This window comes from Frigoribacterium sp. AC512, assembly GCF_979258295.1.
Genome location: NZ_OZ409850.1, coordinates 2,956,454 through 2,968,333, shown reverse-complemented (window position 1 = coordinate 2,968,333; position 11,880 = coordinate 2,956,454). Strand labels below are relative to the sequence as shown.

The following is an 11,880-nucleotide window of genomic DNA, read 5'->3' as shown; positions in this document are numbered from 1 at the left end:
TTCCCGTAGCCCGCGGCGGGTCAGCGCCCGCCCGCCGCGGAGCACGGCGACCCGCCGTACGCGGCGGGGACCCGCCGCGGGCGACGGGGACCCGCCGTACGCGACGGGGACCCGCCGCGGGCGACGGGGACCCGCCGACATCCGGAGCCCGGGCCGGGCCGGGCCTCAGCCGCGGCCGGTCGGCGTGACGAAGAGGTAGACGACGCTGCGCGCCGTGCGGTGCTCCTGCGCGTTCGTGAAGCCGAGCCCGCCGAGCGTGCGCCGGTCGGCGTCGTCGAGCGCGTCGGTCTGCAGCCGGGCGATCCAGAGCCGGTCGACGCCGTCGAGGCGCTCGCGCAGCACCACGGCGTCGTCGGCGTCCTCCAGGTCGAGCGTGACGTCGGTGAAGCGCCCCTCGGGGATGCCGCTGCGGACGAAGGCCAGGTCGTCGAGCTGGTCGAACCGTTCGGGGTACGCGTAGAGGGCCTGGCGCGGCCTCGTCGAGACCGTCCCGGTGGCGTCGAGCAGGAACGCGTCGCCTGGTCGGGCCTGGCCCTCGATGTACGTCGAGAGCTGCGCGAGGTCCGCACCGCCGCCCTTCGCCGCCGGCAGCCGTTGAGCGACCCAGGTCGGGGCGGAGGCCACGACGAGCAGTGCGATGAGGGCGATGCTGATCCACCGACGCCGGAACCCGGTGATCGCGACCGCGAGCAGCAGGGCCATGCCGGGCGACGACCACGTCACGATCCGCGCCTGGTACACGGGCGAGAGCACGATGCCGAGGACGAGCATGAGGCCCGCAGGGATCGCGGCCCAGAGCGCCCCGAGCAGCACGACGCTGCCGGGGGTGCGCGAGCGGTCCCGCAGGCGGGTGCCGAGCAGGATCAGCAGCACGACGGCGATGGCCGCCCACGCCACGGACGTCGCGAACCACGGCTCGACCAGCACGCTGTACCAGGTGATGTCGGAGCCCGTCGACGGGTCGTCGGCCGTCAGCAGCCTGGTCCGCTCGGAGAGCACGGTGCCGATCACCGGCGCCGAGGCGAGCAGCGCGGAGCCGGTCGAGATGGACCAGCCGAGGAGGCGGTGGCGGGCTCCCCGACGACGGCGCTGGGCCGGTGCGAGGACGAGGAACACCCCGTGCACGACGACGATCAGCCCGAGCGGGACGAAGGTGACGATCGCGCCGGCGAGGGCGGCCCCGTAGCCGATCCACCACCTCCTCTGGTGCCGGCGGGAGGCGACGAGCACCAGCACGGTGAGCCAGACGGCCACGGCCGCGGTGAGCGCGTACGGGCGTGCCTCGGTCGCCTCGAGCGTGAGGCGGGGCAGCACCGCCGAGATGCCGGCGGCGAGCAGGGCCGTGCGGCGGTCGGTGAGCATGCGCGTGAGCACGAGCACGCCGGCCGCGACGACGCCGACCGCGACCGCGCTCGGCAGCCGGGTGACGAGCGTGCTCTCGCCGAGCAGCCCCGTCCAGAAGTGCATGAAGACGTAGTAGGCGCCGTGCACGAGGTCGCGCTGATCGAGGAACCCGAGCAGGGCAGGCAGGGGGAGGCGCGCGGCCTGGAGGGTGGTGGCCTCGTCGCTCCAGTAGGAGGGGACCCAGGCGGCGGCGAACCCGACGACCAGCGCCGCGACGCCGGCCAGCAGCGGGTCGAGCCAGCGGCTGCGCGAGGGGACGACGGCCGGGTCGTGGCCGATGCTCACGCGGCTCCTGCCGACGCCGCGCCGATGGACGACGCCGGGCCGGTGGACAACGCCGGGCCGGTGGACGACGCCGGGCCGGTGGACGGCGCCGGGCCCTCAGACGACACGGGTCCCGCCTGTGCGCGACCCTCTGTCGCGGAGGCCTGCGTGGCGGGGCACGGCATCGATCCGTGGACCTCTCGATCGTCAGTCGGTGCGGTGGAGGAGTGCGTGCTGTCGAGCATCTGTCCCGAGCGTATCGTCCTGGCGTCCAGGGCGGCTGGCCACGACGGCGGCCACGACCGGAGAGCGACGCAAGAAGCCCCCGGCTTGACCGGGGGCTTCGTGATGTGGCTGGACGCGGCGTCGATCCGCGGACCTTTCGATTTTCAGTCGAACGCTCTACCAACTGAGCTACCCAGCCGTGGAGTCCAGCTCGTGAGCTGGTCTCTCGGAGGGACGTGCCCTCCAGACGAGTGACTCGCCTTGGCGACCCTGACCGGACTTGAACCGGCGACCTCCGCCGTGACAGGGCGGCGCGCTAACCAACTGCGCTACAGGGCCAAACTGGTGTTTCTGATGGTACTTCTGGTGCTTCGTGCTGGTGATGATGCTACCTGGACCTGGTCAGAAGGAGAAACTGGAGCTTCTCGGTCGGACCGTGACCCCAACGGGATTCGAACCCGTGCTGCCGCCGTGAAAGGGCGGTGTCCTAGGCCACTAAACGATGGGGCCGAGTGGTCCACGAGGAACCACAGGCAACCGAGGAGCAAGCATACAGACCGGAGACCCTCCGCGCAAAACGGTCTCGACGGGCGCCGCGGCGGCCGCCGCTCGACACGACTCGCCGCCGGGCGCGACCTGCTGGCGGGTCGGCACGGGGCCGTCTACCTTCGACCTGTACTCCACAGTTCGTCGGTCGCGAGATCGGCGGACGATCGGACGGCTCGGGCCTCCCGGGCGAGCTCGACCTCGTGCACGACGAAATCGGAACCTCGATGACCTCCAGCCGCACCCTCCGGCACCGCGCCTCCTCGGCCCTCGCCGTCCACCTCGGCCCGCACGGCGCGCGTCTCGCCGCCGCCCTCGCGGCCGTCGCCTTGCTCGTCGGTGCCGGCGTCGCGTCGCCGCAGACCGCCCACGCCGCGGACTACCCGTCCTGGGCCGACGTGCAGGCCGCCCGCGGCGACACGGCCGCGAAGCAGGGGGAGATCGACACGCTCCAGGCCCTGCTGACCCAGCTCGACGCCGATCTCGACGCGAAGAACGAGGACGCCCGGCAGAAGGGCGACGCGCTCCAGGCGGCGCAGACCGCCTACGACGACGCGCAGTTCCGCACCGCCCAGCTGCAGGCCCAGGCCGACGACGCCGCGAAGGTCGCCGACGCCAGCGAGGAGCGGGCCGGGCAGCTCGCCGCCCAGCTCGGACGGTCCGGCGGCAACGACGGCATCAGCAGCAGCCTCATCGCCGACCCGGGCGACGCGGGCCAGCTGCTCTACAAGCTCGGCGCGATGAGCAAGCTCACCGAGCAGGCCGACGGCATCTACTCGCAGGCCACGCAGGACAGGAACACCGCGCAGTCACTGAGCGACCAGGCCGCCGTCGCGGCCGCCGCCCTCGAGGAGCTCGCCGACGAGGCCCGGGTGGCCCTGGCCGCCGCGAACGAGGCGGCACAGGCCGCCGCCGACGCGCTCGCCGAGCAGGAGGACAACAAGGCCCGGCTGGAGGCGCAGCTCGCGATCCTGCAGCAGGACCTGCAGACCACCGAGGCCGAGTTCCAGGCCGGCGAGGAGGCGCGCAAGGCGGCCGAGGCCGCTGCGGCAGCCGAGGCGGCCAAGTACGGCAGCCCGACGAACGGCACCCCGGCCGGCGTCATCTCGAGCGCGGGCTGGACCCGCCCGTCCGGCGGCAACGTCGTCAGCGGCTTCGGCATGCGCGTCAACCCGGTCACCCACGCGTACGTGCTGCACGCCGGCACCGACCTGGCCGCCGCCTGCGGCACGCCGATCTTCGCCGCCACCGCGGGCACGGTCAGCTACGCCGGCTGGATGGGCGGCTACGGCAACTTCGTCCAGGTCGACCACGGCGGCGGCGTCAGCACCGGCTACGGCCACCAGGTCAACGGCGGCATCATGGTCTCGGTCGGCCAGCGCGTCGAGGTCGGCCAGCGGATCGGCACCGTCGGCTCGACCGGCAACTCGACCGGCTGCCACCTGCACTTCGAGACGCGGCAGGGCGGCGTCGCGGCCGACCCGGTCCCGTTCATGTCGGCGCGGGGCATCCGCCTCTAGCGGCCGCTGCGCTCCGACCGCGCTGCGCGTCCTCGCGTCCCGGCCGGCCCCTCCTGCTCTCGTCATTCAGGAACCGCGCGGTCGGTTTTCCTGAGGGATGCACCGTTCAGGACCCCGCGTCCTCTCCTCGCGAAGATCAGGACCGACGTTCCTGAACGAGGAGCAGACACTGCGGGGCGGGCGGGCGCCCGACGGGCGACGACGAAGGGCCCGACGCTCGTGCGTCGGGCCCTTCGTCGTGCAGGGAGGCGTGGGTCAGTGGCCCTCGGCCGCCAGCTTCACGATGCCGGCCTCGACGATGGCCTCGGCCTCGGCGGCGTCGCCCCAGCCCTCGGTCTTGACCCACTTGCCGGGCTCGAGGTCCTTGTAGTGCTCGAAGAAGTGCTCGATCTCCTTGCGGAGGAACTCGGGCACGTCGGTGACGTCCTGGATGTGCTCCCAGCGCGGGTCCTTCGCGGGGACGGCGATGACCTTGGCGTCGCTGCCGCCGTCGTCGGTCATGTTGAAGACGCCGACGGGACGGACCTTGACGCCCACCCCCGGGAACAGCGGGTAGTCGAGCAGCACGAGCACGTCGACGGGGTCGCCGTCGAGGCCGAGCGTGTTCTCGAAGAACCCGTAGTCGGTCGGGTAGACGAAGCCGGTGAAGAGCACGCGGTCGAGGTAGACGCGACCCGTCTCGTGGTCGACCTCGTACTTGTTGCGGCTTCCCTTGGGGATCTCGATCACGGCGTCGTACGCGGCCATGGGTGCTCCTGGTTCAGTCTCGGGGGCACGCCGACCAGGCCGGTCGGCGGCTGCCGGTAACGTTACAAGATGCCCGAGAGACCGCGCCTGACCCCTGCCGTCGCCGACGTCCGACGTGCCGTCCGCGCCTCCTTGGCAGGCCTCACGACCGGCGACCTGGTGCTGGTGGCGCTGAGCGGCGGCGCCGACTCGCTCGCGCTCGCCGCGGCGACCGCGTTCGAGGCGCCACGGGCCGGGCTCGCGGCGGGTGCGGTCGTCGTCGACCACGGCCTGCAGCCGGGCTCGGCCGAGGTGGCCGAGGCGGCGGCCGCCCGGGCCTCGGCCCTGGGGCTCGCCCCCGTGGTCGTCCGTCGGGTCGACGTCGGCGCCGAGGGCGGCCCCGAGGCCGCCGCCCGCGAGGCCCGCTACGCCGCGCTCACGGCCGTGGCCGACGAGACGGGCGCCCGCGCCGTGCTGCTCGGGCACACCCTCGACGACCAGGCCGAGACGGTGCTGCTCGGCCTCGCCCGCGGCAGCGGCCCGACGAGCCTGCAGGGCATGGACGCCGTGTCGGGGCGGTGGCGGCGGCCGCTGCTGGCCGTCCGGCGCGAGGCGACCCGCGCCTCCTGCGCCGACCTCGGCCTCGAGCCGTGGGACGACCCGCACAACGACGACCCCGCGTACGCCCGGGTGCGCGTCCGCACGAGCGTGCTGCCCGTGCTCGAGCGCGAGCTGGGGCCCGGCGTCGCCGAGGCGCTCGTGCGCACCGCGGCGCAGCTGCGCGAGGACTCGGAGGCGCTCGACCACTTCGCCGAGGAGCAGGCGGAGGAGGTGGCCGACCACGCCGAGGCCGGCATCTCGCTCGACGTCCGGTCGCTGGCCGCGAACCCCGCGGCGCTGCGGCAGCGGCTGATCCGCCTGGCCGTCGAGAGCGAGTTCGCGCTGACGCTGAGCCGCGCGCAGACCCTCGAGGTCGCCCGGCTCGTCACCGACTGGCACGGCCAGGGGGCGGTGTCCCTGCCGGGCGTTACAGTGGTCCGCACCGGAGGCGCGCTGCACTTCGCCGCGACCGCCGCCTCCTGAGGCTCCGCCCCTCCCTCCCCCTCACGACTGGAGAACGCCCGACCATGGAACTCAGCGACATCGAGAGCGACCTGACCAGCGTCCTGTACACCGAGGAGCAGATCCACGCCGCGATCGCCGAGGTCGCCCGTGCGGTCGAGGTCGACTACGCCGGGCGCGAGCCGCTGCTCGTGGGCGTGCTCAAGGGCGCCGTCATGGTCATGGCCGACTTCGCGCGCGAGCTCAAGCTGAACGCGCAGATGGACTGGATGGCCGTCTCGTCGTACGGCTCGGGCACCAAGTCGTCGGGCGTGGTCCGCATCCTCAAGGACCTCGACACCGACCTGCACGGCCGCGACGTGATCATCGTCGAGGACATCATCGACTCGGGCCTCACGCTCTCGTGGCTGCTCGAGAACCTCAAGAGCCGCGGTGCCGCCTCCGTCGAGATCTTCGCGCTGCTCCGCAAGCCCGAGGCCGCCAAGGTGCACGTGGACGTCAAGTACGTCGGCTTCGAGATCCCCAACGAGTTCGTCGTCGGCTACGGCCTCGACTTCGCCGAGAAGTACCGCAACCTGCGTGGGGTCGGGGTCTTGGCTCCGCACGTCTACAGCTGACGCCCGTCCACCACCCCAGTACGGGAGCGGGCAGCCCGCTATGAGCGAACACCCATCAGGCCCCTAGGCGGCCCGTTGTAGCCTTTCGCTCACGTTCTTCCTGCAGAAAGGTGTCGGGCGTCGCCCGTACTGACATGGACTTCAAGAAACTGTTCCGCGGACCGATCATCTACATCGTGATCGCGGTGATCGGCATCGGCATCGGCTGGAGCGTCATCAGCGCCTCCGGCACGACCCAGGTGTCGACGCAGGAGGGGCTCAAGGCCCTGGGCGACGACAAGGTCTCGTCGGCCACGATCTTCAGCAACGAGCAGCGGGTCGACCTCGTCCTCAAGGACGGCGACGCGCAGCAGCAGTTCTACTACTCGACGCCCCGCGGCGACGAGGTCGTCACCGCGATCAACGACGCGGACCTGAGGGACTTCGACGACACCGTCACGCAGACCAGCTGGTTCGTGTCGCTGCTCAGCGTCCTCCTGCCGTTCCTCATCATCGGCGTCATCTTCTGGTTCCTCCTGTCGTCCATGCAGGGAGGCGGCAGCAAGGTCATGCAGTTCGGCAAGTCCAAGGCGAAGCTCGCGTCGAAGGAGACGCCGCAGGTGATGTTCACCGACGTCGCCGGCGCGGACGAGGCCATCGAGGAGCTCGAGGAGATCAAGGAGTTCCTCAAGGAGCCCGCGAAGTTCCAGGCCGTGGGTGCCCGCATCCCCAAGGGCGTGCTGCTCTACGGCCCTCCCGGCACCGGCAAGACCCTGCTCGCCCGCGCCGTCGCCGGCGAGGCAGGCGTGCCCTTCTTCTCCATCTCGGGCTCCGACTTCGTCGAGATGTTCGTCGGCGTCGGCGCCAGCCGCGTGCGTGACCTCTTCGAGCAGGCCAAGCAGAACTCGCCGGCCATCATCTTCGTCGACGAGATCGACGCCGTCGGCCGTCACCGCGGCGCCGGCGTCGGCGGCGGCAACGACGAGCGCGAGCAGACCCTCAACCAGCTGCTGGTCGAGATGGACGGCTTCGACGTCAAGACCAACGTCATCCTGATCGCCGCGACCAACCGTCCCGACGTTCTCGACCCCGCCCTGCTGCGTCCGGGCCGCTTCGACCGTCAGATCGGCGTCGACGCCCCCGGCCTCGACGGTCGCCGTCAGATCCTCGAGGTGCACGGCAAGGGCAAGCCCCTCGCCGCCTCCGTCAACCTCGAGGTGCTCGCCCGCAAGACGCCGGGCTTCACCGGTGCCGACCTCGCCAACGTGCTCAACGAGGCGGCCTTGCTCACGGCCCGCTCGAACGCGCAGCTGATCGACAACCGCGCCCTCGACGAGGCGGTCGACCGCGTCATGGCCGGCCCTCAGCGCCGCAGCCGCATCATGAACGACCACGAGAAGCTCATCACGGCGTACCACGAGGGCGGCCACGCGCTCGCGGCGGCGGCGATGCGGCACACGGACCCCGTGACCAAGATCACGATCCTGCCGCGCGGTCGTGCCCTCGGCTACACGATGGTGCTGCCCCTCGAGGACAAGTACTCCGTCACCCGCAACGAGCTGCTCGACCAGCTGGCCTACGCCATGGGCGGCCGCGTCGCGGAGGAGCTCGTGTTCCACGACCCGACCACCGGCGCCTCGAACGACATCGAGAAGGCCACCGGCACCGCCCGCAAGATGGTCACCGAGTTCGGCATGAGCAACAAGGTCGGGTCGGTCAAGCTCGGCCAGGGATCCGGCGAGCAGTTCATGGGCCGCGACATGGGCCAGCGCGACTACTCGGAGACCATCGCCGAGACGGTCGACGCCGAGGTGCGCGTGCTGCTCGAGCAGGCGCACGACGAGGCCTGGGCGGTCATCAACGACAACCGCGACATCCTCGACCACCTCGCGGCCGAGCTCCTCGAGAAGGAGACGCTCGACCACGACGAGCTCGCGGTGATCTTCAAGGACGTCAAGAAGCTGCCCGAGCGTCCGCAGTGGCTCTCGAGCGACAAGCGTCCCGTGTCCGACCGCCCCGCGATCCCGATGCCGACCAAGGCACCGGTCGACGCCGAGGCCGTCGACGGCGGAGTGGGCTCCGAGCCCGAGGAGGCGCCCTCACGGAAGCGCCCGCCGCGCACCACCCCCGGCATCGCCACGGCCTAGGCGCGCAGGCCGATCCGGGCGGCGCACCGCGTCCGCCCGGGTCGGTAGCCTTGCCTCTCGACCCGTGGCCCTGATCGGAGGAACCTCCCCGTGACCGACTCGCCGTCCGACGGTGCCCCCCGCTCGTCGTCCGCCGCGTCCGAGCCGCGTGCCTGGAAGCGGCCGCGTGGTCGCGAGCGGTACCCGGACCCGGTCGTCGTCGACGCACCTCCTCCGGCCAGTGCCCCCGCCGCCGGTGCCGAGCGTCGACTCGCCCTGTCGCTGGACGAGCGCGCCGCCGTCCGGCCGCCCGCCCAGCTGCCGCCCGTGACCCACACCCCGGCGACGCAGTCGTCCGCTGCGCAGGCACCGGCGCAGGCACCGACGACGGAGGCACCGGCCGCGAGGTCGTCGGCCGCGGAGGATCCCGCCCGGCAGCACCCGCCCGTGCCGACCCCGCCCACAGGCGCCCGTCCGGGCGTGCCGCCGGCCGTCGCGCCGCGGGCCTCCGCTGCTCCCGCCGCGTCCGGGGCACCTCTCCCGACGGCCGCCTCCGGCCACGTCTCCGGGCGACGCCTCGTGGTCGGCGGCCGCTACGACGGCCCGCTCCCCGGCGGCGACGCGACTCGCACGCGATCCGGGTCGCACGCCGCGCCCGGCCTCGTCGACGCACCTGCCCGTGAGCTCGACGAGCCCGGCCGACCGCCTCGCGAGCGCACCCGTGTCGCCTCGCACGCCGCCCCTCCGGAGGACCGGGCCGAGCTGCTCCGGCTCGAGGCCGACGACGTGGCTGCGGCCGCCGACGCCGCCCGCGCTGCCGACCCCGGTGGGCACTCGCGGCCGGCTCCTGCCGCTTCCGGCCCCCGGGCACGCCGCCGGGCACGCGGCCGCGCCGACGAGGTCGACCCGCGCGACGTCGCGACGCGGGCGATCCCCGTCCAGCGGCCCGCCGCCTCCGTGCGCGCGACAGGCGCGACGCGGGACGTCCACGGCTCCGTGACGGTCTCGCGGACGCTCGTGATGGGGATCCTCAACGTCACGCCCGACTCGTTCAGCGACGGCGGGCGCTACGTCGGCCTCGACGACGCCCTGCGCCACGCTCGCGAGCTCGTCTCCGCCGGGGCCGACATCGTCGACGTCGGGGGCGAGTCCACCCGGCCGGGCGCCCGCCGCGTCGACCCGGTCGAGGAGCAGCGTCGGGTGCTGCCGGTCATCCGCGAGCTCGCCTCCGAGGGCGTCCGGCTGAGCATCGACACCATGAACGCGGCCACCGCGTTCGCCGCCGTCGACGCGGGCGCCGACGTCATCAACGACGTCTCCGGCGGCCTCGCGGACCGCTACATGGCGCAGGTCGCCGCCGACACCGGCCGGCCGTTCGTCGCGATGCACTGGCGAGGACACCTCGCCGACGCGACCGCGGGCATGCGGGGCGACGACGTGGCCGGCCAGGTGCGCGACGAGCTGCGCCGCCGCGTCGACGACCTCGTCGACGCGGGCGTCGACCGCGACCAGATCGTGCTCGACCCCGGCCTCGGCTTCTCGAAGGACGCCGACCAGAACTGGGAGGTGCTCGCCGGCCTCCACGAGCTCGGCCGGCTCGGCCACCCGATGGTGGTCGGCGCGTCGCGCAAGCGGTTCCTCGGCGACCTGCTGCCGGACAGTGCCGAGCCCCGCGACCGCGACGCGGCCACGGCGGTCATCAGCGTGCTCGCCGCCCAGGCAGGGGTCTGGGCGGTCCGGGTGCACGACGCCGCGTCGACGCGCGCTGCCCTCGACGTCTGGCAGGCGTGGCAGCGCGGGTCGGGCCCGGCCCGCTCGGCGAGGCACGCGTGAGCGCGGCGGGCGACGGGCGCGCGCCCGACGAGGCGCCGACGACCCGCACGGCACCCGTCGGGCTCGACGTGCTGCGGCTGCTCGGCGTCCGCGCCACGGGCCACCACGGCGTCTTCGACCACGAGCGCCGCGACGGGCAGGAGTTCGTGATCGACGCCGTCGTGCACCTCGACACGACCCCGGCCGCCGACGACGACGACCTCGCGCAGACGGTGCACTACGGCGTCCTCGCCGAGCAGCTGGTCGCCGCGGTCGAGCGCGACCCCGTCGACCTGATCGAGACCCTGGCCGAGCGCCTCGCCGCCCTCGTGCTGAGCCACCCCGCCGCCGCGCGGGTCGAGCTGACCGTGCACAAGCCGAGCGCCCCGATCACCGTGCCGTTCGGCGACGTGTCGATCACCGTCGTGCGGGAGCGCGCGTGAGCGGCGCGGCCGGGGCCGGGCCCGTCGCACGCCGTGGGGTCATCGCGCTGGGCTCGAACCTGGGCGACCGCGACGAGCTGCTGCGCGACGCCGTCGCCGCGCTGGCGGCGACCCCGGGCGTGACCGTGACCGCCGCCTCCTCGCCGGTGTCGTCGGTCGCCGTGACGCTCGCGGGCCCCGACGCGAGCAAGCCGACCTACCTCAACGCCGTCGCGCTCGTCGAGACGACGCTCGAGCCCCTGGCGCTGCTCGACGCGCTGCAGGCGATCGAGCACGACCACGGCCGGGTGCGCGACGAGCGCTGGGGCGACCGGACCCTCGACCTCGACGTCGTCGTGCTCGGCGACCTCGAGCTCGACACCGAGCGTCTCACGCTGCCGCACCCGAGTGCGGCCGAGCGGGCGTTCGTGCTCGAGCCGTGGCTCCAGGTCGACGAGGAGGCGCGGCTCGGCACCCGGGGACGCGTCGCCGACCTGCTCGCCGCGCTGCCCGACCGCACCCGGCCCGTGCCCGGGGCGACCGGCCTGCTCGTGCCGGCGCGCGCCTCCACGGCCCCGGCCCCCGGGTCCGACGACGCCTCCGACGCCGCCGCGGCCGGCTCCGACGACGCGTCCGGCCCGGACGGCGCCCGCGCCCCTGCCCCCGCCCGCGTCCCCGACTCGGCGGGAGGCGCCTCGTGAGGCACACCCGTCCCGCGACCCTCATCGGCCTCGCCCTCGTGGCCCTCGTCGGCGGCTTCGTCGTGGACGCCGCGCTCGTGTCGTCCGGCCAGCCCTCGATCGTGCCGTCGATCGTGCTCGGCCTCGTGCTGCTCGTGATCGGCGGGATCGTCGTGACGATGGCCCTGCCGGTGCGCCGAGTCGCCAAGGGCACCCAGAAGGAGCGGATCGACCCCTACTACGCGACCCGCGTGCTGCTGCTCGCGAAGGCCAGCAGCCTGGCCGGCGCGCTCTTCGCGGGAGCGAGCGGAGGGGTCCTCGCGTTCATGACGACACGCGGCGTGGACGTGGCGATAGGCTCCGTGGTGCCCACGATCGTCGCCGTCGTGGGGGGCCTCGGCCTCCTCGCGGCCGGGATCGTCGCCGAGCACATGTGCACGGTGCCGCCCGGGGACGACGAGGGCGGGCCAGGAGCCCAGGCGGCCTGACCGCAGGCC

At 73.6% G+C, this 11,880-nt stretch carries 10 protein-coding genes and 3 tRNA genes; 8 read left to right on the top strand and 5 right to left on the bottom strand.

Annotated features, from left to right (window positions below):
- Positions 1-165: 165 nt before the first annotated feature.
- From ACZZ97_RS13635 to ACZZ97_RS13620, 4 genes are all read right to left on the bottom strand, one after another.
- Entirely contained in the window at positions 166-1,689 is a 1,524-nt protein-coding gene (locus ACZZ97_RS13635) for a glycosyltransferase family 39 protein (protein ID WP_314104051.1), read from the bottom strand.
- Between the two features lie 330 nt (positions 1,690-2,019).
- Positions 2,020-2,092 (bottom strand) — tRNA-Phe (locus ACZZ97_RS13630).
- A 63-nt stretch (positions 2,093-2,155) separates the two neighbouring features.
- A tRNA-Asp gene (locus ACZZ97_RS13625) sits at positions 2,156-2,232 on the bottom strand.
- 98 nt (positions 2,233-2,330) lie between these two features.
- Positions 2,331-2,403, bottom strand: a tRNA-Glu gene (locus ACZZ97_RS13620).
- Between the two features lie 263 nt (positions 2,404-2,666).
- On the opposite strand from ACZZ97_RS13620, the gene ACZZ97_RS13615 reads away from it, so the two are divergent.
- Positions 2,667-3,959 carry a peptidoglycan DD-metalloendopeptidase family protein gene (locus tag ACZZ97_RS13615; protein WP_463473502.1) on the top strand — a complete coding sequence of 431 codons (1,293 nt, stop codon included), beginning with the start codon at positions 2,667-2,669 and terminating at the stop codon, positions 3,957-3,959.
- 255 nt (positions 3,960-4,214) lie between these two features.
- Here ACZZ97_RS13615 and ppa read toward each other — a convergent pair whose 3' ends face one another.
- Complete coding sequence (ppa, locus tag ACZZ97_RS13610; RefSeq protein ID WP_056057947.1) at positions 4,215-4,706, bottom strand: inorganic diphosphatase; 492 nt, start codon at positions 4,704-4,706, stop codon at positions 4,215-4,217.
- A 69-nt stretch (positions 4,707-4,775) separates the two neighbouring features.
- On the opposite strand from ppa, the gene tilS reads away from it, so the two are divergent.
- The 7 genes from tilS to ACZZ97_RS13575 all read left to right on the top strand — a co-directional run bounded on the left by tilS (position 4,776) and on the right by ACZZ97_RS13575 (position 11,871).
- Positions 4,776-5,768, top strand: coding sequence for a tRNA lysidine(34) synthetase TilS (gene tilS / locus ACZZ97_RS13605; protein WP_463473501.1), 993 nt, complete (start codon positions 4,776-4,778; stop codon positions 5,766-5,768).
- A 44-nt stretch (positions 5,769-5,812) separates the two neighbouring features.
- Entirely contained in the window at positions 5,813-6,364 is a 552-nt protein-coding gene (gene hpt, locus ACZZ97_RS13600; protein ID WP_123547461.1) for a hypoxanthine phosphoribosyltransferase, read from the top strand.
- A gap of 134 nt (positions 6,365-6,498) precedes the next feature.
- Complete coding sequence (gene ftsH / locus ACZZ97_RS13595; RefSeq protein WP_463473500.1) at positions 6,499-8,490, top strand: ATP-dependent zinc metalloprotease FtsH; 1,992 nt, start codon at positions 6,499-6,501, stop codon at positions 8,488-8,490.
- Positions 8,491-8,580: 90 nt separating this feature from the next.
- Positions 8,581-10,302: a dihydropteroate synthase gene (gene folP, locus ACZZ97_RS13590; protein ID WP_463473499.1), complete on the top strand. Its 1,722-nt coding sequence runs from the start codon at positions 8,581-8,583 to the stop codon at positions 10,300-10,302.
- Positions 10,299-10,724 (top strand): dihydroneopterin aldolase, encoded by a 426-nt coding sequence (gene folB, locus ACZZ97_RS13585; protein ID WP_463473498.1) that lies wholly within the window; start codon positions 10,299-10,301, stop codon positions 10,722-10,724. Before folP ends, folB begins: the two co-directional genes overlap by 4 nt.
- Positions 10,721-11,404, top strand: coding sequence for a 2-amino-4-hydroxy-6-hydroxymethyldihydropteridine diphosphokinase (folK, locus tag ACZZ97_RS13580; RefSeq protein ID WP_463473497.1), 684 nt, complete (start codon positions 10,721-10,723; stop codon positions 11,402-11,404). The genes folB and folK overlap by 4 nt, the downstream gene beginning before the upstream one ends.
- The gene (locus ACZZ97_RS13575; RefSeq protein WP_463473496.1) at positions 11,401-11,871 is read left to right on the top strand and encodes a DUF3180 domain-containing protein; all 471 of its coding nucleotides are present in this window, start codon (positions 11,401-11,403) and stop codon (positions 11,869-11,871) included. The genes folK and ACZZ97_RS13575 overlap by 4 nt, the downstream gene beginning before the upstream one ends.
- The last annotated feature ends 9 nt before the right edge of the window (positions 11,872-11,880 follow it).

Excerpts from the sequence above, each read along its gene's own strand:
- ACZZ97_RS13615 (WP_463473502.1), top strand. The coding sequence starts at position 2,667 with ATGACCTCCAGCCGCACCCTCCGGCACCGCGCCTCCTCGGCCCTCGCC.
- ppa (WP_056057947.1), bottom strand. The coding sequence starts at position 4,706 with ATGGCCGCGTACGACGCCGTGATCGAGATCCCCAAGGGAAGCCGCAAC.
- tilS (WP_463473501.1), top strand. The coding sequence starts at position 4,776 with ATGCCCGAGAGACCGCGCCTGACCCCTGCCGTCGCCGACGTCCGACGT.
- hpt (WP_123547461.1), top strand. The coding sequence starts at position 5,813 with ATGGAACTCAGCGACATCGAGAGCGACCTGACCAGCGTCCTGTACACC.
- ftsH (WP_463473500.1), top strand. The coding sequence starts at position 6,499 with ATGGACTTCAAGAAACTGTTCCGCGGACCGATCATCTACATCGTGATC.